The sequence below is a fragment of the Psychrobacter sp. TB15 genome, from assembly GCF_000511655.1.
In the GTDB taxonomy this organism is placed as follows: domain Bacteria; phylum Pseudomonadota; class Gammaproteobacteria; order Pseudomonadales; family Moraxellaceae; genus Psychrobacter; species Psychrobacter submarinus.
This window is the reverse complement of sequence record NZ_AYXN01000037.1, coordinates 133,508-157,864: the sequence shown is the minus strand read 5'-3', so window position 1 is coordinate 157,864 and position 24,357 is coordinate 133,508. Positions and strand designations below refer to the sequence as shown.

The following is a 24,357-nucleotide window of genomic DNA, read 5'->3' as shown; positions in this document are numbered from 1 at the left end:
GAATGCATCAAATTGTTTAAGGTTATAACCTTTTCGTACTTATTGGTTTAGTACTTATCAGTACTTTAAACTATTGATTATCTATAGCTTCAGCCAGTTGTTTTGCAATAGTAGCAAGCTCATCGCTGTCAGCTTGTGTCACCGCATGACGACCTAACTCATGAATACTACTAGGTAGCAGATGTATATGATAATGAAACACTGTCTGCCCAGCTTGCGAACCATTTAGCTGCATTTGGATGATACCTTCGCGCTCAAACACTTGACGCTGCGCTTGCATGACTTTTTTGGCAGTCATCAGTACCGCTGCCGCATATTCTGGCTCCAAATCAGCCAAATCGATTGCTTTTTGTTTGGGAATGACCAGTACATGACCTTTGGCCTGTGGCATGATATCCATAAAGGCAAGGGTTTTATCATCTTCATACACCTTATGATATGGAATCTCACCCTTTAGCATTTTTGCAAAGATGTTATTGTCATCGTAGCGGCTAGGTTGATTGTTTTGACTCATAGTCTATATCCTTAATAGTAATTTTTAGTTCTAAATATTTTGAAAACGTCGATCCAAATACAAAAGAAGTCTGCAATATAGTGAGCGAAATAGCAAGAGAGCATAAATAATGACTGACAGCTTTTTAGATAGAGTAAAGAGTTATAACCGATCTTTTGCCCTGTCACTCCACTAATTTATTAACGTTTTCTAGCTATCAATGTTATATTAAACCTCTACTCTGATAACACAACTGTTATGGATTTAACTGCCTTGCCGACTCAATCAGCGACGAATATGACTACTGATCAAAATACTCCCTTAAACTCCTCAAACTTAGCGTCATCAGATAACATGACATCTACTGCTAAGGCTGAAGATGGTTCGTCACAAAAGCAAGCAAACGTCATTGACCCTAATGCGATTATTTTGGCACAAGCGCTCACGGATACTGCTATTAGTTGGCGCATTCATAACTGCAAAATCAGCGAAAAAACCGTTAGTCAGGAGTTGCCGCTGCAATTCTTATATCACTATGATAGCCTTGATGATGCTATTAAACAGGCCCATCCTTTGACGCCAAAGCTGCTGGCACAGTTTAATACTCTGATGAGTGCTAAAGAAGCGGCAGCAGCTTTGGGCATCAGCGCCGATTTGATAGCGACGCCTTGGCATGTCAAAGTGATCGGCTCGTTAGTAGTCTTTAGTGAAGCGCTGCAATTAGCAGTACGGCTACATTGGACCAATACGGCCAAGACGACTGAGCAAATTTACACCCAAAACAAAGCTGATGCGGTGATTGCTGCCTTTAAAGATTGGCAGTTTTTTGGCCGCGTTGATGTGCTCTACAAAAACGACAAACAAGCTTTAATCAGCATCGATGAGTATAGTATCGATAAAGATAGCAGTGTCGATGATTGGGTGCTGACGATTGCTGCGGGCAATGACTACCAACTGTTACCCGCTACCCACGCTCTAAGCATCCTCTCAAAACTTGAAGAGCACAAACCTAAGCTGCCTTGGTTTGAGGCGGCTATACTAGAACGCATTGAGTAGCGTTAGCCACTGATTATGTGCCGCGCGCTATCTGGCAGTCTACTATTGATATCAATACAAATTATCACTGTTACATTCTAACGATGGCATCAAAAAACAAACGTACCCTTTATTAGATTAGTAAGGAATAACACATGGATTATCGCTCAAAAACCTCTACTGGTGGCCGCAATATGGCAGGCGCACGAGCGTTATGGCGCGCAACGGGGATGACGGATGGCGACTTTGGTAAGCCTATCATCGCTATTGCCAATTCTTTTACGCAGTTCGTACCCGGTCATGTCCATCTAAAAGATCTTGGCCAATTGGTCGCACGTGAGATCGAGCGCGCAGGCGGCGTGGCAAAAGAGTTCAATACTATCGCGGTGGATGACGGTATTGCGATGGGTCACAGCGGTATGCTCTACTCGTTGCCGAGCCGTGATTTGATAGCGGACTCTGTGGAGTATATGGTCAACGCTCACTGCGCTGATGCGTTGGTCTGTATCTCTAACTGTGACAAAATCACCCCCGGTATGCTGATGGCAGCGATGCGTCTCAATATTCCTGTAGTCTTCGTTTCAGGCGGCCCAATGGAAGCGGGTAAAGTCGTCGCTAGTACCGTCGGCAAAAGCCATAATAATGAAGACTCGCAAGGTAGCGCTATTCGCAAATTAGATCTAGTCGACGCAATGATGGACGCCGCTGACGATACCATCAGCGATGAAGATGTACGAGAGATCGAAGTCTCTGCTTGTCCAACTTGTGGCTCGTGCTCAGGGATGTTCACCGCAAACTCCATGAACTGTCTGACCGAAGCGCTAGGTCTATCGCTGCCGGGTAATGGCTCGCTGCTTGCCACACATGCGCTACGCCGTGAGCTATTTTTAGAAGCGGGTCGTACTATCGTCGATTTGGCGAAACGCCGTTATGAGCAAGATGATGATTCGGTACTACCGCGCTCTATCGCTAGCAAAGCGGCGTTTGAAAACGCTATGAGCCTCGATATCGCAATGGGCGGCTCAACCAACACTATCTTGCATCTGCTCGCTGCGGCAAATGAAGCAGAGATTGACTTTAAGATGGCTGATATCGATAGACTCAGCCGCCGTGTGCCTTGCCTATCAAAAGTCGCGCCTGCCACGCAAAAGTACCACATGGAAGATGTACACCGCGCAGGCGGGGTTATGGCACTGCTAGCAGAGTTAGATAGAGCGGGCTTATTGAGCACAGAGGTGCCTACCATTCATAGCCCATCAATGCGCGCAGCTCTTGATAAATGGGATATCATGAATCCTGATAATACTGAAGCGCGGGCGCGTTATATAGCAGCTCCTGGCGGCGTGCGTACGACAGAAGCGTTTTCGCAAGATAAAGAATGGCCTAACCTCGATGTCAACCGCGAGTCAGGCTGTATCCGCAGTGCTAAGCATGCTTACTCAGAAGATGGCGGTCTTGCTGTACTCTACGGCAATATCGCCGAGCGAGGCTGCGTGGTCAAAACCGCAGGCGTCGATGAGAGTATCTTAGTGTTCACCGGTCGCGCGCGTCTGTTTGAGTCGCAAGATGCGGCTGTCGAGGCGGTATTATCCGATGAGATCGTAGCAGGTGACGTGGTTATTATTCGTTATGAAGGGCCTAAAGGCGGTCCTGGCATGCAAGAGATGCTCTATCCAACCACTTATTTGAAGTCTAAAGGCTTAGGTAAAGAGTGCGCTTTACTCACCGATGGCCGCTTCTCTGGCGGTACGTCAGGATTATCTATCGGCCACGCCAGCCCAGAAGCCGCTGAGGGCGGCGCTATTGGCTTAGTGGTCGAGGGCGATACGATTCACATTGATATCCCCAACCGTACTATCAATATGGACGTGAGCGATGCGGATTTAGCAGCGCGCCGCGAAGAGATGGAAGCACGCGGCCGCGACGCATGGAAGCCCGTTGATCGTGCCCGTCACGTCTCCCCTGCTCTACGTGCTTATGCGGCGATGACGACGAGCGCTGATACTGGCGCGGTACGTGATGTCAGTCAAGTGGAGCGCTAATCGCTTACTTATAAATACGCTATCGCCTCAAAAGTCAGCCTAAGTGCTGGCTTTTTTGTTGTCTATATAAGCTGGCTTATTATCAGTAGCCGCTGTTTGCTCTACGCGCTATTACCAAAAACCAACGTATTTTTTAAAGTGATAACGTTTTTTTGCGGAAATGTTTAGCCTTTTTCTACATGATAAGTAACGATTCAGGCCATTTAGATACTGGCGAATACTAACTTATAGGCATACGCAACTTTTATGATCGAAAATTATAACTATATTCTGTTGATAGGCGGCGTCGCGTTTTTACTAGGGGCTATCTTTCCTATTATCTCCAAACGCGTCCCTATCTCGTTGCCTATGCTGCAAGTCGGCTTTGGGATGATCGTTGGCTATTTTTGGCTGACGTTATCTTTTTTGAACCCTTTAGACAATGGCCTCCTCATCGAAAAGGTGACTGAGATTGTGGTATTGGTGTCTTTAGTTGGCGCAGGTATCAAGATAGACACTGAGCTGGCTTGGGACTTATGGCGTCCTACGCTGCGCTTATTACTGGTCACTATGCCGATCTGTATTTTTGCTATGGCAGTACTCGGCTATTACACGTTTGGACTGACTATAGGCGCAGCGATATTATTAGGCGCAGTGCTCGCTCCAACGGACCCGGTGTTAGCGTCTAGTATTCAAGTAGGGCCACCAAATAGCGGCGGTGAGGATACCCCGCGCTTCACTTTGACTTCAGAGGCTGGTCTCAATGATGGTCTTGCTTTTCCCTTTGTTTATTTAGCGATTAATATTGCTGAGGCCTACAATGATGGTCAGCGCATTACTGGGGATCTGTTGTGGTCGTGGTTTACTTATGAGGTACTATGGAAGATATTAGCCGGCGTTGTCGTCGGTATCTTAGTGGGTAAACTCTTAGCAAAAGTTGTTTTTTCGAAGTCTTCTGATGAGACCAATATCTCGCAGGGCTACACTGTTATTGCGTTAACCTTGCTGTCTTATGGGGTAGCAGAATACGTGCATAGTTATGGTTTTATCGCGGTATTTATCGCCGCCTTTGCTTTTCGCCGCTCAGAACATGAACACTCATACCATCAAAAGCTACACGACTTTGCAGAGCAATCTGAGGGCCTGCTGATGTCAGTGATCTTGGTAGCTTTTGGTATGCTTATTGGTCAATGGCTACATTCTGACATTGAGCTGACGTGGTCGGTGTACCTTGTCAGCTTGGCCTTCTTGTTTCTCATACGTCCCATCGGCGGCGTTATAGGACTCACTGGGCTGAATATGCATCATACCGAAAAGTATGCCATCTCTGCACTTGGTATTCGCGGTATTGGTACACTGTACTATCTATCCTATGCGCTTAATAAAGATCTATTTAGCGAAGCTGATGCCACTAAGCTTTGGATAGTTTGCATCATTGTCATCTTGATCTCTATCTTCATTCATGGGCTAAGCGCGCCGTCACTATTGAATATGACACCAGATAAATCACGCCGGTAAAGACTGTGTGCTTAATCCTGCGTATCAATCATCTTTATCACTGCTTCGGTCAGCGCAAATTGACGAATATCATTTAGCATTGTGACATCGAAGTTATGAATAAAAGCAAAAGACAACTGCCGCGACGGCTCGCACCAAGCCACTGAACCGTTATAACCCATATGACCAAACCCTTGCTCAGTGCTTGGAGTCACGCTATCATCGCTACTTTGACATATACTAAAGAGCTTATGATAACCCAAGCGCCAATTCATCGAAGCAGGCATCACTGCATCCATCCCTATCACTTGCGGCTGAGACAGCTGTGCAAACGTCTCTGCATCTATCAAAGTTTTACCTTGCCATACGCCGCCATTAGCGAGCATCCCGTAGATAGTGGCGAGAGCTTGCGCTGAAGCGACACCATTGGCTGCAGGTATAACCGCTTGCAGCGTTTGTGCGTCATAGTAATCGATAGGTTGCTTACTTGCTGGCACTAGTGCGGCGCGGTAATTGCTGGCATTAATAGCGCTATGATCGAAGTATAGACGGTTGATTTTCGTAGCGGTCAATGACGTAACGTGCTGTTTTTTATCAGCTGGTGATATAGACTTTTTCTCGTCAGCCAGTTGTTGCCAACACTCATAGCTTGGCAGCTGCCTATAAGCCGCTAACGTCTGCTCCGACTCCGCTTTTAGTACTGGCTTATGGCGTCTTGTTGGCAGTGACCGATTTTCTGACGCAGTATTGATAAAGTCTTTTGCTAATTTAGCGACCTTATCGACTTGATCTGCAGGCACGCCAAAATAGCAGCTGCCCACGATGCCTAAAGGCTCAGTCAGATACTTGCCTAGCGCGGCAGCTAGCGTCATATCAGTCGCTTTTTCTATCAAGCCGCCTAGTATCCATCCATATACCAGCGCGCTATAGGCACTAACAAAATGATCAGCAGCATCAATCTCATTGATCGGCATCGCCGCCACTTCTTCAAGCATTCTCGGCCAGTCTAATAAAGTCGCGTTATCCACATCGATAGCACTAATGGCGAACAAACTGGCTTGATGCGACATCAGCTTGCGTAGCGTAATCTTTGCTTTCCCATTAGCCGCAAACTCAGGCCAATAGCTGGCAATCGGCTCGTCATAAGCCAGCATACCCTCAGAGACCAAAACGTGTGCTAGCGTCGCCAGTACGCCTTTACCCGTAGAAAAATTAAGCGCTAAAGTATCTGCTTGCCACTTATCATTGCTTTGTTCATTGCTTTGTGCTTGGCCTATGCTAGCAGCAGCTACGAACTCGCCTGCCTGATAAACCACTACCGAGCCACCTGCTGGCGCGTCCTCTAGCTGCAAATCATTGAGTAAGCGTTGCAGTTTTTGTTGCAGCTCGTTATTGACACTCTTGCTCATCGTTATTTCTTCCTTAAAATTATGCTAATAAAAGTACTTAGTTATAAATAAACAGGCGACTTATATAATATAGGTCGCCTGTTTATTTATAACGTCTATGTGCCTGCTAGCAACCTTTTATCGCTTAACGCGGTACTAGTAGCCGATTATAAGTTTCTTGCTCAAGCTTCTCAGTGAGTCCATGGCTATGACCACGATCCATAGCAGTATCCATCTTCCGGCCACGTAACCAGCCTGCACGTAGGGCAACAGCTGCGCCTACTCTGCTGCCGGAGCCGCAGTGCATGACGGTTTTTTTGCCGTGATGTTGACGCAAAATATTATCAAAGGCTAAGATGTTGAGCTGCTTGAGATCAGCGGCGCTAGCGATAGGCAAATGCTCGTAAGCCATGCCAGCTTGTTGAACGGCTTTGGCCTCATCGAAGGCCAGCTCTTCATTGGCTTGTAAGTTGATGACAAGCTCCACGCCTGCCTGCGCAAGAGCGCTCACTTTTTGTTCATCAAGCGCTCCGCACACGATAGTCTGCTCAGCAGGTCGAAAATAAGGCGACAGCGCCTCGGTGAGGACGACACCATTATCAGAGTCGTAGCGAGTATCTGCATCTTGTGATGGTGTCGATTGAGTTGTATTTTGGCTCATAATGATAAAAGAAGATACGTAGTAAGTGAATAATTAAGAATGGCTGAGTTAGCTGTCTTGGCGCTAAACAGTTGTATGTTTAGTGCGGTAACCCCATAAAATACTGAGCGTATTTAGTGCCGAAATTAAAGCAGTTTAACGCTGATAGCGAATATCTATCAGCGTTACTTACTCAAATGTGAGTTACTTCAATATAAATAAAACGGTGCTGTTTATTACTGCGAGTCTTCTATTAACTTGACGACGCCAGCTAAGTGCGGCTTGTCATTTTTGGCACTATATAGGCCAAAATTACAACGATCATCGCTACTTTCAAGTTGATCGACAGGTTCAGCGATGAGCTCTACTTCTGAAGGCAAGAAGATAGGCAACTTAAAAGACACCTCAGCGCTATAAGCATCCGGCAGATCATTCATCAGCGCTAAGCACTTTGCTTTTGACCACATGCCATGCGCGATAGCTTTTGGAAAACCAAATGCTTTTGCTGATAAAGGATGCAGATGAATCAAATTAAAATCACCTGAGATAAAAGCATAACGGCGGCCGATATCCTCTGGCACCTCAAATACTTTATGCACCCCTTTTTCATTAACCATAGGCTTGACGGTCACTGGGCGCGGTTTACTTCTCTCAGTGCTATTGGCTTTAGGTTTTTTACCGCGAGCCAGATAAGTAGACGTACCCTCCCAAATGATGTCTTCTTGCGATTTTACCGTCGTCACAAAATCAAACTGCTGACCTTGCGCATGATCACGCAGATTAGCAAAACTCACTGACAAGGTCACCGTCTCACGCTCACCAATAGGACGATGCTGAGTCACTACGTTGTCAACGTGTACTAACCCTAGCATCGGAAATGGGAATGGCTCTTTGACCATCATATTCATCTGCAGGGTCTGTGATAGCACCGCAAAATAAGTAATCGGCACCTTGCCGTTGTCACTAAAGCCGCAAATTTTACGATAATCATCCAAGTTGCTTTGATCAATATGTAAATCGTCTACAGTATAAGTAGCTGATGGCAATGCATCCTTACTGACTTTAGTGTTATCACCGATTGGCAGTAAGCTTTTGATGATATTGGCATATGTGGTATGCGCTTTTGGCAGGGCATCATAATGGGTATCTGACATAAATCTATCCTAGGTAGGGCTTAGCAAACTTTTAATAAAACGAATGAGCTGACGGTTTAAGTCTTATAGCTATCTATTCCTGTGTTTTTATCATAAAAAAGCCACCCTCGGGCAGCTTTCTTAACAATTATTAGTATTTTTTTCGTAAGTATATGTGAGCTGACTTAAACTATCTTAATAAAATCAGTAGCTTGCATAAAATCTGTATATTAAGCGCCTAACATGCTTTGACCACAGACGCGTACCGTATTACCGTTCAAGCCGCCAGAGGCAGGAGACGCCAGCCAAGCGATGGTTTCTGCCACATCGACAGGTAATCCGCCTTGGCTCATAGAGTTCATACGGCGACCTGCTTCACGAATAGCGAACGGGATAGCTTCTGTCATTTGTGTTTCAATAAAGCCTGGGGCAACCGCATTGATGGTCATGCCTTTGCCTTCATTAGCCAATTGTCTGGCAGTTGCATCGACTAAACCGATAACACCTGCTTTTGAAGTCGCATAGTTGGTCTGACCTAAGTTACCGGCGATACCTGAGATTGAAGAGACGCAGACGATACGCGCATCGTCTTTTAGCACTTGTTTTTCAAGTAAGTACTTATTGAGCTCAGCTACGCTATTTAGGTTGATATCGATAACCATATCCCATTTTTTCTCATCCATATTGGCAAGCGTCTTATCACGCGTCACGCCAGCATTATGGATAATAGCGTCAAGGCCACCGCGCTTTTGCGCAGCATCAGCGATCTGTTCGCCTGCATCGGCGCTGGTGATATCTACAGTCAAGGTCGAGCCGCTGATTTCACTAGCGACATTTTGTAGGTCCGCTTGTTGCTGCGGCACATCTAAACAAATCACATGCGCGCCTTCGCGAGCTAATACCCGTGCGATAGCTTCGCCAATACCGCGACTTGCGCCAGTGACGAGCATCGTTTTGCCCGCAAGAGGCTGTGACCAATCGATATCGATGGTGTTACCTGCGCCAACACGGACAACTTGACCTGAAACATAAGCGGAGCGAGCTGAGGTAAAGAAGCGCAGCGCTGAATCTAGATTCTTCTCACTACCTTTAGCCACATAAATGAGCTGTGCGGTGATACCGCGTTTGAACTCTTTACCCACTGACTTCACAAAGCCCTCAAGCGAGCGCTGAGCAAGTGCAGTTTGCACATCGTCGATATCTTCAGGCGGGCGACCAATGATGACCACGCGGCCAGACTTTTCAACGCTACGCGCGACTTGATGAAAAAACTCATACACTTGCTTGAGCTGATCGGCGTTACTGATGTTACTTGCATCAAATAGTAAGACTTTAAACTTATCTTTGCTGCCTGTATTGGCTTTGGCTTCGATACCTGCCTCTATCAACGCATCTTTGGCGTCATCACGGCTATTGACATAAACCTCAGCATGCAAGTCAGATAAGATACGCGCAACTGAGTTACTGACACTCATGTCATCGCCTTCGGCACGGCCAACTAAGACGCTACCACGTACCAAACGTTGACCGCTCTCAAAACGATCTAGACTTACCGGCTGCGGCAACCCTAAGTTTTTGGCTACTTTTTTACCAATTGAAGATTGTACAAAATCACCATAACGGTCTGACATAAAATACTCCTGTATATAAAGATAAAAATAGAGTCTAAAAAATAATACCTATTATAAAGACTCACTTGGGCGATGATTATAAGTGTTTAGTAATTCCGGCTATACAGCTTTTGGCCACAATAAGCCTACTATAGAGTTTAACCAATTTGTCATCGCTAACGTTAGCGCTTGTCGACCGTAACCCTATTTATTAATAACCGTCTTAAACCGCTTTTAACTCGCCTTACCAAAGCGTCTAAAGCGTCTATAGTAACGAATTACCAGCCCCATCTGCAAACCAGATAAAAGTCAATAGAGTGCCGCAAGCACAAACGTAGACAGCACAGTTACTCTATAATCATTTAAAAAAAATCCGCTTATGTTAAAATCTGATCGGTACTTACTATAAGTTATGATCTACACTGTCAATGATAACAATATATTATTGAATGAGCCACTCAGTATTCAGCCTAGTCGATACTGCTCAGTCTAATCTTTGCAGGTTACTTTTTGCACTCTTGTTGCTTTACCTTGTAAATATTTGCTAAAGCCCTACAAGAAGGTTATTAAAATTATTGTGATTAGCAGCTATCATATTATGTATTGACTAATTTTATTGACGAATACTTTTATACCCTAACATTCACTACTACTTTAAGGATACTTTTATGAGTAACAAAAAAGACAGCCCTATTGTTGGAACGACAGTCGTCAAAGGTGACGATGATAGCGCCAAAAAAACGACGACTAGCAGCCAAAGTGCGGCACCATCTACAGACAACGACGCGCAGTATGACTCTATCGCTGACCTAAAGCAGCATACCGATATTCTTGATGCCGATGGCAATCGGGTTACCGAGCAAGCGAATAGCGCTGAAGCGGATAAAAAAGCAAAGATCACGGAAGACAGAGCGAGCGATAAAAAAGCGGCTAAAGAGGAAGAGCTGGCTACTCTTGGTGCAGCTCCTGAGTCTACCACCACTGACAAAGAAAAAACGGATAGCGCTGATAAAGCCAAAACAGACAGCACTGATAAGAATAGCTCTAGTAAAAACAGCGCTGACGAAAAACCAGCCAGCAAGCGCACAACTGCTAGCAAAAGCACTAATGCCAGCACTAAGACAAGCACCACGACTAAAAACAACACTACCGAGAAAGATGCTATGACAGATAAAAAAGACGAAACAAAAGCCGCCAGCAAAAAACCTCGCACTACGCCTAAAAAGAAAAGCGCAGCGTCAAGCACAGGTCAGCAGCGCGTTGCAATCTTAGGGGGTAACCGTATTCCATTTGCACGCTCAAATGGTCCCTATGCCGATGCCAGTAATATTGACATGCTTACCGCAGCCTTAAATGGTCTAGTCGAGCGTTATAACTTACAAGACGAGCAAATAGGCGAAGTGGTTGCCGGCGCGGTACTTAAGCTTAGCCGCGACTTAAACTTGACTCGTGAGGCGGCGCTGAATACTGCACTAAACCCGCATACGCCAACTTATGATATCGCTCAAGCTTGTAATACTGGTCTGCAAGCGACCTTTGCTTCAGCGAACAAAATCGCATTAGGTCTTATCGACTCAGCTATCACTGGCGGTGTTGATACCACATCTGATGCGCCTATCGCAGTCGGTGATGGCCTACGTAAGGTCTTGATCAAACTAGGCGCGGCTAAGACGAACAAGCAGCGTCTAAAAGCGCTAATGGGTCTGAATCCAAAAGACATCATCGACTCTCCTCAAAACGGCGAGCCGCGTACTGGTTTATCTATGGGCGATCATCAAGCGATCACTGCTCTTGAATGGAACATCAGCCGCGAAGATCAAGACGAGCTGGCATTCAATAGCCACAAAAACTTGGCGCGTGCCTATGACGAAGGTTTCTTTGACGACTTGATCACTCCTTATAAAGGTCTGACTCGCGATAACAACCTACGCCCAGACACCACTTTAGAAAAACTCGCTAAGCTCAAGCCAGTATTTGGCAAGAAAAACGCCAACCCAACGATGACCGCTGCGAACTCAACGCCGCTCACCGATGGCGCATCATGTGTACTATTAGCCAACGATGAGTGGGCCAAAGAGCGCGGTCTAAAGCCATTGGCTTATATCGTCCATCAAGAGACCGCTGCGGTAGATTTCATCGGTAAGTCTGGCGAAACTGAAGGCTTACTCATGGCACCTGCTTACGCCGTACCGCGTATGCTTGAGCGTGCAGGTCTTACCCTACAGGACTTTGACTTCTACGAGATTCATGAAGCTTTTGCCTCACAAGTACTATCAACGCTTGCCGCTTGGGAAGATGAGACTTTCTGCCAAGAGCGTTTAGGTCTTGATGCGCCACTAGGTTCCATCGATCGTAGCAAGCTTAACGTTAACGGTTCATCACTAGCAGCTGGTCATCCTTTTGCTGCAACTGGTGGTCGTATCTTAGCCACAGCGGCTAAATTACTCGACGAAAAAGGCTCAGGCCGTGCGCTTGTCTCTATTTGCGCTGCTGGTGGTCAAGGCGTCACTTGTATCTTAGAGAAGTAAGCTCAATACCTCTCAAGTTAAGAAGACAAGCTGAACTGTTCTTCTAATCAATACATATTTGTTGACAAAAGAAATGCCCTTTAATGTATTTAAAGGGCATTTTTTATTGTCTTTACTTTGCTATGATAGAACCGACCAAGATAGTAATTAAAAAAAGCTGATACGTCAAACAAAGGTAATGTTTATGGGTAAGACGAAAGTTTTATTAAGAAAAATGAAACAAATCATTTTTGGCTCTGACAAACAGGTGATGACAGAACCACTTACAACCACTGAATTTCAATCTCTAACCACTCATGAGCAATTAGATCAATACAATCAGGAACAGGCCATCCTAGCCGAACGTATTGAAAAAGACATTCTTGACGATGAGCTTCGTCGAAAAATGCACCAAGACTTAATCGATACCTATGATGAAGAGCTAGAAAACGAAATAGATGATTATGTGCGTGATTTTCGTTTTGATGGGCGGGAGATGAGCGAACAAGAAAGGCTGGATCGCCGACTGTACTTTCAGGAGCTGGTGCGCCTGCAGCGCGAGCTTATCAAGCTACAAGACTGGGTGGTCGATCGCGGCGAGCGCATTGTCGTTATCTTTGAAGGACGCGACTCTGCGGGTAAAGGCGGTGCGATTAAGCGCATCACTCAGCGGCTGAATCCAAGGGTTTGTAGAGTAGCCGCCCTACCTGCGCCTACCGAGCGTGAACAATCACAGTGGTATTTTCAGCGTTATGTAGCACACTTGCCAGCGGCGGGCGAGATTGTCTTATTTGATCGTAGCTGGTATAACCGTGCTGGTGTTGAGCGAGTCATGGGGTTTTGCAGTGATGCGCAGTACGAAGAGTTTTTTCAATCGGTACCTGAGTTTGAGCGTATGCTAGTGCGCTCAGGTATCCGCCTCGTAAAATACTGGTTTTCAATTACTGATGATGAGCAGCATTCACGGTTTATGAGCCGCATCCATGATCCGCTAAAGCAGTGGAAACTATCACCGATGGACTTACAATCGCGTCGACGCTGGGAAGATTATACTAAAGCCAAAGAGACGATGTTTGAGCGCACTCATATCCCAGAAGCGCCTTGGTGGGTGGTTGAGGGTAATAATAAAAAGCGCGCGCGGCTTAATTGCATCGCTCATCTACTAGAGCAAATCCCTTATGTCGAAGTACCACGTGAAGAGGTAGATCTGCCGGATCGTAAGCGTGATGACGAGTACTACCGCGAGCCTATCCCCGATGATATGTACGTGCCATCGCGTTATTGAGCAGTATTGAACGGTCTTGAGAGATAGTAGACTATTTTAAAATCTACATCTTTTAGAATAGGGCAAAAACCTACATCGTATAAGTGTTTTGTTGACTGTCTATCTTGCCGGCAAGCAGCCGCTCTACTTCGTTCTTAATTCTTTGGCCAGTGACATCTTTACCGATTTGCACCGCGAATCCTGCTGGGCGGTGGGCGTTGGCTTTATGATTGATCCAGACTACTTTGCCACTCATTGGCAAACGCTCTTTTGAGTTTGGCAGAGTAAAAGCCACAAACACCTCATCGCCTAAACACTGCTCGAGGTTGCTGGGTACAAATAAAGCGCCGTTGTCGACAAAAGACAAATAACTGGCATATAAGGTGGTGATATCTTCGATATGACAAGTAAGAATTCCACCGCGTCCTGGCATCGCCATAATCAGCTCCTTGAAGGTTAGGCTTTTGAATATAAGGTTTATTGCAGATTTGACTATATATTTATAACAGCTAAAGCAGTTGTATGAGCCTCACTGCAGTTTTTAAGGTCAATATGTTATAACTCTGCTAATGCTTGCATGAGCTTATCATAGGCGAACTTCTCTTGGACATTTTGTTGTAGAGAAATTTTAATGTGTTGCAAGCTATCGACAATATCCTGCATCGACATCTCTGTTGGCTGGTGCTGCGCTAGCGCTTTGGGTAGTTCAGTATCGTTTTGAATACTTGCTAATCCCATATTTATCCGGCGAATATCCAAAAGCATAAGCTCGGTTAATTTGATAAAGTCGGCAAGGTTCAGCTGCTGCTGCCAATAGTCGCTTGCCGCTAGGCTGCTCCGCTTGCCGCTACGCAGAGCCTGCCAAGTCGTCAGCCATAGTGCGCGTTTACTATACCAATCAGCTTGTGCCAAAGCGATCGCAGCTAAAGGTGCACCATTGGCGAGCTGAAGAAGCTGCTGGATCTCATCAATACTGACCGCTTCGCGATTGATGGTGCTGCCAAGCGCCTGCTGTACATAGTCGGCTGACACTGAAGGCTCAATATGCTGCAAAGGCAATTGCTGTACTCGGCTCTTGATAGTCGGAAGTAATTTGCTCGGCGTATCACTTAGTAAAAATAGATGGACTTGCGCTTGCGGCTCCTCCAATGTCTTTAATAGCGCATTAGCGGCGGCGATAGTCATTTGCTCGGCATAGTCCAATACACAAATCCGCACCCCCTGCCCGCCTTGATAAATAAAAGGCTGCAGCGCGCGAATATCATCGACTTTGATAGTGACTTGCGCCTTACTACTGGCTTTGGATGACTTATTACTGCTATTCGATTTTTTAGAATTAGACTTAGTGCCTTCTTGAGCATTATCTGGCTCAGCTGCAAGCGGCAAACTTGCTAAAGGCAATACTTGTAAGCTTGGATGGGTCCCTGATCTTAGCCACTGACAGCTCTCACAATGACCGCAAGCGCCTTGCCGATGACTGGCTTGCTGGTGACACAGTAGCCAAGCGACAAAGCGCCAGACAAACGCCCGTTTACCCATCCCTGACATCCCTGCCGCTAGCAATGCATGCGGTAAGTGATGCGGCGGCATGAGTAAGCGCTCAGTCAGCTGATCCCATAGCGACTGCTGCCAAGGTAATAACGGCGCAAAATAAATACTGTCGGTCATATTCCTTATTACCTTTAATTGTTACCCTCAACCGGCATCTGCAAATGAGTTTTCACAAACGTTTTGCTTAGGTTATTTAACTATTAGTTTTAGAAACCTATGAGTTATGGTATTGCTGGAAATCAATTATGCTCATAGCGTTGAGCCGATCTAAGTCGTCCTGCGTATCTACTCCCGCCGGTAATTGTAACGCGGCAGCAGCAATCGCAATGTGACCACCGTTTTCTAAAATACGCAATTGCTCTAAGCTCTCAAGCACTTCAAGCGGTGTTTGTGGCCACGCCACGAACTGCTCTAGCAGACTGACTCTATAAGCATATAAACCCAAATGACGATAAGCTGCTTTTGGCGGTTTAGGGTCTATATCTAGTGATGCTCCGTCTTTATTATCGCAAGCCATCGCTAAAGCTAGGTCACGATCGCAAGGAATAGGCGCGCGGCTGAAATAAAGCGCGCGCTGTTGCTGATTGACGGTAGCATTCACGACTTTGACCACTGAGGGGCGCATAAAGCTCTCGAAGTCTTCGATTGGCTCATATAAAGTTGCCATGACGCTAGCGCTATCCTTAACCAGTAGCGTTTTGACTTGTTCTAACAGCAAAGGTGGCACTAACGGCTCATCGCCTTGCATATTAATGACAATATCTTCTTTGCTCCAGCCTTTAATAGCAGCGACCTCTGCAAGACGATCAGTGCCTGAAGCGTGATCGTGACGGGTCATAACCACCTCAAAGCCCGCTTCTATGCAAAGCTTAGCAATGCGCTCATCGTCAGTTGCGATACACATATCGTCCGCAAAATCTGCTGCTCGGGCTTTTTCTGCCACCCATAAGATCATAGGCTTGCCATGTATCTCTAATAACGGCTTCCCCGGTAAGCGCGTGCTTTTAAAGCGCGCCGGAATGACGATGTGAGTCTTAAAAGGTACAGTTGTCATAGCTATTTCCATAATAAATCACAGCGCTAAAACTGTGGGTTAAGCGCTCAGTCGTAAGCGGCAGTATCTATTGATGCAGTGTTAATACCTAACGCTTTGAGTTGCTGCTCTAGCGTCTGATAGCAAGCAGCGGATAATTCTGCGCTTACAGGTAACACCCAAAGCCTAGCAGCGAGCGCATGCCAGTCCTGATCAATCTTAGCTGCTTCGCTACTCGCAGCGTGTTGTTGCTGTTGCAACCATAACGCTTTTATCTTCACCGCATCTTTGCTAGTGACCACGATAGGATGCTCAGTATATTGCCATAGCTCAGTTAAGCTAAAGTCATAGTGGTCAGGATAAGGGTGCTCAATGACTTGTAAACCAAGTGTACGCAAAGTATCAAAAAACCGCTGCGGATAGCCAATACCGCTAACGCCGTGTACCGTACTGCCAGCTTCAGGTGCTACAGGCTGACTGATGCTTTCCGTACCGATCTGTGATAATTCGTGCGCTAGCAGCTGCTCTAATGAACTAGGCTGTAAATGCATGGTTAATTTATCTGTCGCTAGCTGGCTATCGCTTAAGATGAGACCGTCAAGTTTTTGGTGGTAAATGACTGTGCTGTCTTTAAGCCGTGATAGCGGCTCGCGTAGATAGCCTACTGGCAACAACTGGCGATTACCAAAGCCGCGTGCAGCGTCCACCACAATCCATTCAATATCGCGCTGCATAGCATAATGTTGTAAGCCATCATCAGCGATAATCAGCTGGATATCCCCATGAGCCTCAAGCAAAGTGGTTATCGCTTGCTTACGATTCGGGCAGACCGCCATAGCCACGCCAGTTGTACCAACGATCAAACAAGGCTCGTCGCCGACGGCACTTGGCAGGCTATCTTTAGTCACCAGCGTTGGCATTTGCGCAGTGTCACCGCCATAGCCGCGACTGATGACGCCGACTTTGACGCCGCGCTGCTGCAGATAGTGCACTAAGCTGATAATTAATGGCGTTTTGCCACTACCGCCTACGCTGATATTACCGATGACCATAACCGGCACAGGAGCGCGGTAGCTTTTCAGCCACTCTAGCTGATAGGCTCTACGGCGTATAGCAGTTAGTAGTCCGTATAGCGCACTTAACGGCAGTAACAACCAAAGCCAAAGCGCTTCTCGCTGCCATGCTTTAGTAATTAGTGTTTCTAGTTTCATAGCGCTAACGATGCTCTTAGGTTGCCATCTGATTTGGGAAGTATAGTTGAATCACTTTAAAACCGATGCGGTGCAGCTGGAATTAATTTTGCGCAACATCGAAACAGCGAAGACACAGCATGCAAGAAAAATGAATACCAGTTGCGCGTTCATATTAAGCGTATCGACTTTATTTCGAACTGACTATATAGCAGTCGCTTATCTTTTACTACTCAAAATCGCGCTCATACATCTGCGCGTAATAGCCTTGCTGTTGTAGCAGCGAGTCATGCGTACCAATCTCAACGATACGCCCGCCATCCATTACAGCGATGCGATCAGCGGACTCGATAGTGGTCAGGCGGTGAGCGATAACTAAGGTGGTGCGATCTTTCATAACATTATCGAGCGCTTGCTGGATATAATATTCCGACTCATTATCAAGGGCACTCGTTGCCTCATCTAAGATCAAAATAGGCGCGTCTTTTAATAGCGCACGCGCAATCGACAAGCGCTGGCGCTGGCCCCCAGAGAGCTGCAGTCCTTCTGCGCCTATTTGGCTTTGATAACCTTGCGGCATCTTCATAATAAACTCATGGGCAAAAGCATCTTTTGCCGCGCGCTCAACCTCAGCTTGGCTTTTGGTCGCCAAACTACCATAAGCAATATTCTCAAAGACACTCGTATTAAACAGCACCACTTGCTGATTGACCATCGCAATCTGCGAGCGTAGGCTCTCCAAAGTAATCTCTTCAATAGGCATGCCATCCATCGTGATCTGACCTGAAGACGTCGCTAATGTCCGCGTCAACAAATTGACCAATGATGACTTGCCAGCGCCGCTGCGCCCGACTAGCGCTACCGTTTCGCCTGCTTTTATATCTAAGCTAAAGTCTTGTAAAGCTACCGTTGAGTCAGGATAAACTAAGCCGACTTTATCTAATTGTAGAGCGCCTGAGAGTTTGGGGTTTAAAGTGCCGGTATCTTGCTCCTCAGGCTCATCGATCAGCGCAAATATCGACTCACCCGCTGCGATGCCCTTTTGCAATTTTTGATTGACGTCTGTCAATGAGCGTACCGGTTTACTCAGTAGTCCAGCGGCGGCAATATAAGAGATAAACTCCCCTGCCGAGATGTTATTGATGACTTGCGGACGCAGCGCCAACCACACCACCACCGACATCGCCATCGCCATCAGTAGCTGCACCGCTGGAGTATTAATACTATTGGTCACAACAACTTTCATGCCTTGACGTAGGTTTTTCTTAGACGTCTTATCAAAGCGCTTCGACTCATAAGCCTGACCACCATAGTTTTTGACCACTTGATAGCCGCCAATGACCTCATTGGTGATATGACTGACATCGCCCATCGTTTGCTGAATACCCTTTGAGAGCTTAAGGTAACGCTTAGAGGCGATGCGGATCAGCCATAAGATAGGCGGCAGAACCAAAAACAAAATCAGGGTCAATCGCCAGTTACTGTAGAGTAAAAAGCCTATCAAAGCCACAACCGTTAGACCATCGCGTAACACTGTCTTCATAGAGTCGGTACTGGCAGCAGTGACCTGCTCGACATCGAAGATAAGCTTTGAGGAGATGGTACCGGCAGGATTGGCCAAATAAAACGAGCTTGGTAGCCGTAAAAGCTTGTTAAAGACCTCTACTCGCAGCTCATAGACTAAGTTTCTGGACACTAGCGCTGAATAGTAGTTCCCTAAGAAGCTCCCAACGCCGCGCACGAAAAATAAACCAATAATCAACAAAGGAAATAGGTTTTGTTTGGCTTGATCGTTTTGATTAATTGCGTCAGTAATGTACTGCAGCAGCTTAGCAATCCAAATCTCAGTAGCCGCATTAATCGCAAAGCCAAGCACAGTCAGTAATAGTGCCCACCAATATGGCTTTAAATAACGTAGCAAGCGCAGTAAGGTCTTATGTTTGGGCGGTGCTACTCGCTCAGGCTGAGCTTTAGCCTTATTATTATGAGTATGTGATAGGCGAGATTGGCTCATAAAAGCCCCAAGTTAAAACAAAAGGAATTACTCTTACCAGAGCGGCTGAAAACTGCGACAAAGTATACCATCATGAGGGAGAAGATAGCTATGTCTGCAAAAGACGGTGGATATAGGGTATGGCAGATGAACAAACGTATTATCAATGGTTTAATGACTCAATGATAATGCTGGTTTTTCTGTCGTTTTGCGCGTAATTAGGGCGGCAGCGGCTGACCTAGCGGCACGACAGTACTGATATTAATATTTAAAAATCCCAGTTTGCCAGCGACATCCATCACTTGTACTACGGATTGATGAGTGGCATTTGCATCAGCGGCAATCACGAACAGCAGCTGACGATTACTTCCTGCCTCTTGCTGAAGTAAACTGGTCAATTCTGCGGCATTACTGCTGGCAAGTGCTATACCATTGACCAGATAACTACCGTCTTCTTGTACCGCCACCTCGATACTCTCTTGCTGCTCCACAACATCAACGCCCTCTGCTTCAGGCAGGATAATATTGAGGCGGCTGAAGTGATTAAACGAGGTTGCAAGCAATAAAAATATAATCAAAAACAGCAAGCAATCAATCATTGGCGTCAGATTGATCTCAAGCGGCTCGACAGTAGGCTTTCTAAAACGCATAGCAATCTCTTTGATAGTGCTAAGTAGTGTCAATATTTCAGTATTTGAGCCAATCTTTAACTAAGACTCTAAGCTAAAAGATTTGTTTAAAGAATGATCATGGCTGTGCTGAGTATTTGAGCGCTCTACACCAGCTTTATCGCCTGCTAACAGAGCTGGATCATAGGCTGAATTATGAGCGACATTTAGCAGCTTATAATCATAAAGCTCTTGAATCATCAGCCCCGCTTCAGTCTCAAAATGAGCGTTAATATCAACGATACGCCGCTGAAAGTAGCGGTAGGCAACCAGCGCCGGTATAGCGACAATCATCCCAGCAGCAGTAGTAATCAGCGCTTGCGAGACGCCAGCGGCCAGCAAAGTCGGATCTTGCATAGCGCCATCGGTAATGGCTAAAAACGATGAAATAATACCCAGTACGGTTCCTAACAAGCCTAATAGCGGCGCTATAGCCCCTATTGTACCGAGCATATTGATATTCTTTTCCAATTGATGAATTTGCACGCTCGCCCGGTTTTGCATATGCATTGTCATAGAGTCAAGCCCATACTGGCGATAGAGCAAACCGGTCGCCAGAATATCGCCTAAAGGAGTTTTTTCTTTGACATTGACCAGCTGAGTGCGGCCAATAGTTCCGTTCTCGCGTAAGCGATTGATCAGCTGCTCACGCAGTTTTATCGGTACCACTTTATTGAACTGCAGAGTACTACTCCGTTCGATAATGATAATAAGCGCCACAACTGAACAGATGACAATGGGCATCATTAACCAACCGCCTGCTTTTACCAACTCCCACATAAGGCTTCTCTTTTTTGAGATTTTTTAATATGCTTTATTTATTAACCAGTTTCTGTATCAATAACAGCAATACAGGCTAGCTTTGCACGTTTAGATGTTTGATGAGAGCGGATAGCTCGTCTTGGTTGTGGAAGAATATCTCAACGCTACCTTGACCGCCTTTTTTGTGTTTGAGCTTAACCTGCGCCCCTAGCGCGTCTGTCAAACGCTGGGTCAGGCGCTCGACATCGTGAGTTTGTGCGGCGTTTTTATCCTGCGCTTTTTTGGTAGGCTGCAAGATAGACTTCACCAGCTTTTCAGCCTCGCGCACCGTCATATTCCCATCGATGATTTTTTGGGCGATGATGGGCTGCTGCTTGGAGGATAAAGCCAAAAGCGTACGAGCATGACCCATATCAAGCGCGCCATTTGAAAGGTGGTCTTTGACCGTATCATGAAGCTGATTGAGCCGTAGTAAGTTGGATACTGTGGTACGCGCCTTCCCTACTACCTCAGCAATCATAGCGTGACTCATACCAAACTCAGTATGAAAGCGTTGTAGCGCTGCTGCCTGTTCGATAACAGATAAATCTTCGCGTTGAATATTTTCGATCAAAGCTAGCGCTATAGCAAGCTCATCGGACAAGGCACGCTCTATCGCTGGTATCACTGTTTTATTCGCCATTTTTGCAGCGCGCCAACGACGCTCACCGGCGATGATCTCGTGCGTGACCTCATCCGTACTTTTATCTTCATTGGCGAGTAGCGGTCTTATCACAATAGGCTGCATGACGCCGTGCTGCTCGATAGAAGCCGCCAGTTCTGCGAGCGCCGTCTCACTCATATCGCGGCGCGGTTGGTACTTACCCGCCTGCAGACGACCCACATCTATTTGTACTAAGCTGATTTGATCCTCAGTCGCTGTATTATCTTGCTCATTGCTACGAGGTTTATTATTGCGCGTCTTAACAGGGTTACGAGTAGTACGCGCTGATCGCTTAGCTGGCGCTGGCTCAATATCATTATTAGCATCAGTATCAACAACGGCATCTTGATTGGCAGCTATCGATTTTGGCGCTGCCGCTTTACTGCTTGTCACATTAACGCTTGTAGGAGTGGTAGCACTCTTACCCTTACGAGCCGTGTTATCATTGGCGTCATCGTTCTCAGCATTAGCAGCGCGCGCTGCCATGTCATCCTGCAAGGCTGAGGCGGTAATTTGTTTTTCTTTTTTTATTGACCCTAATAAGGCATCTAAACCTCGATTGGCAGCCAATCCTCGTTTTTTCGCCATGATTCCTTATCCTCTAACGCTACAATAAAAACCAAATGATAATAATGAAGACATTGACTGACTCTTTGACACTGCCATCACTTATAAAAATACTGATTAATGCTAGGGCGTGTTGAACATTCACAAATGCGCACTGCTGATCGCTACTAGTTAATCAAAGCTGTGTTCTAGTCGTCGTTAAAATTGCAGGTAATGCTTATTGCATTGGCTAGCTGATTTTATTTAAACAGTCGCAACGACTAGGGCGATTTTAGCATCAGCCCTAACTACAACAACAGGGACAGGACTATTTTTTGCCACTTTATTGATAAAAATAGACGCTTAGAACGACTAAACTTACTATTTTTATCTGCAAATCGCCTAAAAAATAGTCTCTGTCAGTGCCAAGGTCGAATGTTCAACACGCCCTAATGTTTTAACTTTTTATCACTAACGACTATTTGTCGCTAACAGCTCTGTCACCCTAACCGCTTTGCTCGATGACTTCGTCCGCAAGCTTTTGATACGCTCTAGCGCCCTTTGACCAACGCTCATAAGCCAATACCGGTATGCCATGCGCAGGTGCTTCTGCCAAACGCACGTTTCTAGGAATATGGGTGCGATACATAATATCACCAAAATGCGCATCTAGCTCTTGCGACACGTCATTGGCTAAGGTATTACGCGCGTCAAATAAGGTACGCACGACGCCGCGAATATGCAGCTTAGGGTTGAGCTCAGTTAAGCGCTCTATGGTCTGTGATAAATCGGCTAACCCTTCTAGCGCATAGTACTCGCACTGCATCGGGATAATCACTCCGTCTGTCGCCACCAACGCATTCACCGTCAAAAGATTCAGGCTTGGCGCGCAGTCCAGAATAATATAATCGTAGGGCTGGCTTTGCTGATTCGCTTGCTCTGCCACTAAGTCGCTCAGTGCTGATTTTAGCAGCTCATGGCTATTGGTCTGACCCATCAGGGTAATATCCATACCAGCCAGCTCACGGTTTGCCGCGATGACATCGAATCCGGCTGGGCTTTTAACAATCGCTTCTTGTAACGACACACCATCAAGCAGCACATCGGCTATGGTTAGTTCAAGCTCGTTTTTATGCAGACCGGTGCCGGTAGTGGCATTGCCCTGCGGATCTAAGTCAATCAGCAAAACATGCTGACGCTTATCGGCTAAGCTTGCGGTCAAGTTCACAGCCGTCGTGGTTTTACCGACGCCGCCTTTTTGATTCGCAATGGCTATGATTTCCATACACTCACTCAATTTATTAGGTCTATTACTGGTATTGATATCAAACTTTTTATTTTAACATAGGGTTAGTACTAAGGCTGCTTGCAGCAAATATTGCCAAGCTTTTGTTTCTAGGCTGTTATTATTAACCATGTCGCCTTATCTTGATAACGACTGCTTTATCATACACAAAGTGGCGACAGCTTAGACACTTTTATTGCATAATTCAATTAAATGTCGGCTATCCTGCAACCGAGGCACAGCTAGTTTGATAGTTTTTATCTGCCAAGCCGGCTTTAGCGCTGATAATTCATCGGCGCTTGGCGCTTTACCTTTCATTGCACACAGATAGCCTTGCTCGGCTAATCGCGGCTGCGCCACCGATACAAAATCGGTTAAGCTGGCAAAAGCTCGCGAGGTCACTACTTGATATTGTGCTTCGTGCACTTCAATACGAGCGGCAATAGGCTGCACATTACTCAGACCAAGCTGACTACTGATCTGTCTGATAAAACGGATCTTCTTTTGATTACTATCGAGCGCGGTGCAGTGGCGTTCAGGCTGACAAATGGCAATAATCACTGCCGGCAAGCCTGCACCCGTACCGATATCTAACAAATCCCCGGCTGGTAAATGCGTTATAATAGCCAAACAATCGATAACGTGTTTGATAAGGGCTTCGACAGGATCAGTGATGGCGGTTAGATTATACGCTTTATTCCACAATAAAAGCTGGTCTAAGTACAATAATAACTGGCGCTGCTGGGTCGCGGATAGTGTTAAAGATAACTGCTCAGTTGACTGCGCCAAGATATCTGCGAGTAGCGGCAACTGCGGGCCAAGCTTTGCAAATCCAGTAGGGTCAATAGTAAGGCTGGCGGATGAGGAAGTGGCAGAAGCTGACATATAACACGTTATCCATTATTTAATTGAACCGATTATTTTATCATGCACCTCAACACTTGAATAGTTATAGATTGCGTCAATCTTGGTCATCTTATACTATCTACCTTGTATTGAGTTATGTTAGTCACAGTTACTTTTGCTACTTATCACGTT

At 46.1% G+C, this 24,357-nt stretch carries 20 protein-coding genes; 5 read left to right on the top strand and 15 right to left on the bottom strand.

Annotated elements, in window-relative coordinates:
• Positions 1–70: 70 nt before the first annotated feature.
• Positions 71–514 carry an HIT family protein gene (locus W234_RS0109655; protein ID WP_025646658.1) on the bottom strand — a complete coding sequence of 148 codons (444 nt, stop codon included), beginning with the start codon at positions 512–514 and terminating at the stop codon, positions 71–73.
• 237 nt (positions 515–751) lie between these two features.
• Here W234_RS0109655 and W234_RS0109650 point away from each other — a divergent pair, with 237 nt between their 5' ends.
• The 3 genes from W234_RS0109650 (at position 752) to W234_RS0109640 (ending at position 5,067) form a co-directional block, all read left to right on the top strand.
• Complete coding sequence (locus W234_RS0109650; RefSeq protein ID WP_025646657.1) at positions 752–1,549, top strand: hypothetical protein; 798 nt, start codon at positions 752–754, stop codon at positions 1,547–1,549.
• 134 nt (positions 1,550–1,683) lie between these two features.
• Positions 1,684–3,570, top strand: coding sequence for a dihydroxy-acid dehydratase (gene ilvD / locus W234_RS0109645; protein ID WP_025646656.1), 1,887 nt, complete (start codon positions 1,684–1,686; stop codon positions 3,568–3,570).
• A 246-nt stretch (positions 3,571–3,816) separates the two neighbouring features.
• Positions 3,817–5,067, top strand: coding sequence for a cation:proton antiporter (locus W234_RS0109640; RefSeq protein WP_025646655.1), 1,251 nt, complete (start codon positions 3,817–3,819; stop codon positions 5,065–5,067).
• 11 nt (positions 5,068–5,078) lie between these two features.
• Here the strand turns inward: W234_RS0109640 and W234_RS0109635 are convergent, their stop codons facing one another.
• The 4 genes from W234_RS0109635 to W234_RS0109620 all read right to left on the bottom strand — a co-directional run bounded on the left by W234_RS0109635 (position 5,079) and on the right by W234_RS0109620 (position 9,838).
• A complete protein-coding gene (locus W234_RS0109635; protein WP_037059516.1) occupies positions 5,079–6,455 on the bottom strand; it encodes an EstA family serine hydrolase in 1,377 nt (458 codons plus the stop codon).
• Between the two features lie 124 nt (positions 6,456–6,579).
• On the bottom strand, positions 6,580–7,095 hold the full coding sequence (locus tag W234_RS0109630) for a beta-lactamase hydrolase domain-containing protein (RefSeq protein ID WP_025646653.1): 516 nt from the start codon (positions 7,093–7,095) through the stop codon (positions 6,580–6,582).
• Between the two features lie 215 nt (positions 7,096–7,310).
• On the bottom strand, positions 7,311–8,228 hold the full coding sequence (locus W234_RS0109625; protein ID WP_025646652.1) for a MaoC family dehydratase: 918 nt from the start codon (positions 8,226–8,228) through the stop codon (positions 7,311–7,313).
• A gap of 209 nt (positions 8,229–8,437) precedes the next feature.
• Positions 8,438–9,838, bottom strand: coding sequence for a 3-oxoacyl-ACP reductase (locus tag W234_RS0109620; protein ID WP_025646651.1), 1,401 nt, complete (start codon positions 9,836–9,838; stop codon positions 8,438–8,440).
• 647 nt (positions 9,839–10,485) lie between these two features.
• Between W234_RS0109620 and W234_RS13920 the strand changes: the two genes are divergently transcribed.
• The gene (locus W234_RS13920; RefSeq protein WP_025646650.1) at positions 10,486–12,345 is read left to right on the top strand and encodes an acetyl-CoA C-acetyltransferase; all 1,860 of its coding nucleotides are present in this window, start codon (positions 10,486–10,488) and stop codon (positions 12,343–12,345) included.
• A 184-nt stretch (positions 12,346–12,529) separates the two neighbouring features.
• Positions 12,530–13,609: a polyphosphate kinase 2 gene (gene ppk2, locus W234_RS0109610; protein ID WP_264673184.1), complete on the top strand. Its 1,080-nt coding sequence runs from the start codon at positions 12,530–12,532 to the stop codon at positions 13,607–13,609.
• 70 nt (positions 13,610–13,679) lie between these two features.
• Here the strand turns inward: ppk2 and W234_RS0109605 are convergent, their stop codons facing one another.
• The 10 genes from W234_RS0109605 to rsmG all read right to left on the bottom strand — a co-directional run bounded on the left by W234_RS0109605 (position 13,680) and on the right by rsmG (position 24,204).
• Positions 13,680–14,027, bottom strand: coding sequence for a PilZ domain-containing protein (locus W234_RS0109605; RefSeq protein WP_025646648.1), 348 nt, complete (start codon positions 14,025–14,027; stop codon positions 13,680–13,682).
• Positions 14,028–14,143: 116 nt separating this feature from the next.
• The gene (locus W234_RS0109600) at positions 14,144–15,256 is read right to left on the bottom strand and encodes a DNA polymerase III subunit delta' (protein ID WP_025646647.1); all 1,113 of its coding nucleotides are present in this window, start codon (positions 15,254–15,256) and stop codon (positions 14,144–14,146) included.
• Between the two features lie 97 nt (positions 15,257–15,353).
• Positions 15,354–16,193 (bottom strand): 3-deoxy-manno-octulosonate cytidylyltransferase, encoded by an 840-nt coding sequence (kdsB, locus tag W234_RS0109595; protein WP_037059515.1) that lies wholly within the window; start codon positions 16,191–16,193, stop codon positions 15,354–15,356.
• A gap of 47 nt (positions 16,194–16,240) precedes the next feature.
• Positions 16,241–17,383, bottom strand: a complete 1,143-nt coding sequence (lpxK, locus tag W234_RS0109590; protein ID WP_025646645.1) for a tetraacyldisaccharide 4'-kinase — start codon at positions 17,381–17,383, stop codon at positions 16,241–16,243.
• 208 nt (positions 17,384–17,591) lie between these two features.
• Positions 17,592–19,376 carry a lipid A export permease/ATP-binding protein MsbA gene (gene msbA / locus W234_RS0109585; RefSeq protein WP_025646644.1) on the bottom strand — a complete coding sequence of 595 codons (1,785 nt, stop codon included), beginning with the start codon at positions 19,374–19,376 and terminating at the stop codon, positions 17,592–17,594.
• Between the two features lie 197 nt (positions 19,377–19,573).
• Positions 19,574–20,005 carry an ExbD/TolR family protein gene (locus W234_RS0109580; protein WP_025646643.1) on the bottom strand — a complete coding sequence of 144 codons (432 nt, stop codon included), beginning with the start codon at positions 20,003–20,005 and terminating at the stop codon, positions 19,574–19,576.
• 60 nt (positions 20,006–20,065) lie between these two features.
• Complete coding sequence (locus tag W234_RS0109575; RefSeq protein ID WP_025646642.1) at positions 20,066–20,803, bottom strand: MotA/TolQ/ExbB proton channel family protein; 738 nt, start codon at positions 20,801–20,803, stop codon at positions 20,066–20,068.
• 76 nt (positions 20,804–20,879) lie between these two features.
• Positions 20,880–22,076, bottom strand: coding sequence for a ParB/RepB/Spo0J family partition protein (locus W234_RS0109570; protein WP_025646641.1), 1,197 nt, complete (start codon positions 22,074–22,076; stop codon positions 20,880–20,882).
• Positions 22,077–22,539: 463 nt separating this feature from the next.
• Entirely contained in the window at positions 22,540–23,319 is a 780-nt protein-coding gene (locus tag W234_RS0109565) for a ParA family protein (protein ID WP_025646640.1), read from the bottom strand.
• Positions 23,320–23,502: 183 nt separating this feature from the next.
• Positions 23,503–24,204 carry a 16S rRNA (guanine(527)-N(7))-methyltransferase RsmG gene (gene rsmG / locus W234_RS0109560; RefSeq protein WP_037059514.1) on the bottom strand — a complete coding sequence of 234 codons (702 nt, stop codon included), beginning with the start codon at positions 24,202–24,204 and terminating at the stop codon, positions 23,503–23,505.
• Positions 24,205–24,357: the final 153 nt, after the last annotated feature.

Coding starts and splice junctions, on each gene's coding strand:
- W234_RS0109655 (WP_025646658.1), bottom strand. CDS start 514: ATGAGTCAAAACAATCAACCTAGCCGCTACGATGACAATAACATCTTT.
- W234_RS0109650 (WP_025646657.1), top strand. CDS start 752: ATGGATTTAACTGCCTTGCCGACTCAATCAGCGACGAATATGACTACT.
- ilvD (WP_025646656.1), top strand. CDS start 1,684: ATGGATTATCGCTCAAAAACCTCTACTGGTGGCCGCAATATGGCAGGC.
- W234_RS0109640 (WP_025646655.1), top strand. CDS start 3,817: ATGATCGAAAATTATAACTATATTCTGTTGATAGGCGGCGTCGCGTTT.
- W234_RS0109635 (WP_037059516.1), bottom strand. CDS start 6,455: ATGAGCAAGAGTGTCAATAACGAGCTGCAACAAAAACTGCAACGCTTA.
- W234_RS0109630 (WP_025646653.1), bottom strand. CDS start 7,095: ATGAGCCAAAATACAACTCAATCGACACCATCACAAGATGCAGATACT.
- W234_RS0109625 (WP_025646652.1), bottom strand. CDS start 8,228: ATGTCAGATACCCATTATGATGCCCTGCCAAAAGCGCATACCACATAT.
- W234_RS0109620 (WP_025646651.1), bottom strand. CDS start 9,838: ATGTCAGACCGTTATGGTGATTTTGTACAATCTTCAATTGGTAAAAAA.
- W234_RS13920 (WP_025646650.1), top strand. CDS start 10,486: ATGAGTAACAAAAAAGACAGCCCTATTGTTGGAACGACAGTCGTCAAA.
- ppk2 (WP_264673184.1), top strand. CDS start 12,530: ATGGGTAAGACGAAAGTTTTATTAAGAAAAATGAAACAAATCATTTTT.
- W234_RS0109605 (WP_025646648.1), bottom strand. CDS start 14,027: ATGGCGATGCCAGGACGCGGTGGAATTCTTACTTGTCATATCGAAGAT.
- W234_RS0109600 (WP_025646647.1), bottom strand. CDS start 15,256: ATGACCGACAGTATTTATTTTGCGCCGTTATTACCTTGGCAGCAGTCG.
- kdsB (WP_037059515.1), bottom strand. CDS start 16,193: ATGACAACTGTACCTTTTAAGACTCACATCGTCATTCCGGCGCGCTTT.
- lpxK (WP_025646645.1), bottom strand. CDS start 17,383: ATGAAACTAGAAACACTAATTACTAAAGCATGGCAGCGAGAAGCGCTT.
- msbA (WP_025646644.1), bottom strand. CDS start 19,376: ATGAGCCAATCTCGCCTATCACATACTCATAATAATAAGGCTAAAGCT.
- W234_RS0109580 (WP_025646643.1), bottom strand. CDS start 20,005: ATGCGTTTTAGAAAGCCTACTGTCGAGCCGCTTGAGATCAATCTGACG.
- W234_RS0109575 (WP_025646642.1), bottom strand. CDS start 20,803: ATGTGGGAGTTGGTAAAAGCAGGCGGTTGGTTAATGATGCCCATTGTC.
- W234_RS0109570 (WP_025646641.1), bottom strand. CDS start 22,076: ATGGCGAAAAAACGAGGATTGGCTGCCAATCGAGGTTTAGATGCCTTA.
- W234_RS0109565 (WP_025646640.1), bottom strand. CDS start 23,319: ATGGAAATCATAGCCATTGCGAATCAAAAAGGCGGCGTCGGTAAAACC.
- rsmG (WP_037059514.1), bottom strand. CDS start 24,204: ATGTCAGCTTCTGCCACTTCCTCATCCGCCAGCCTTACTATTGACCCT.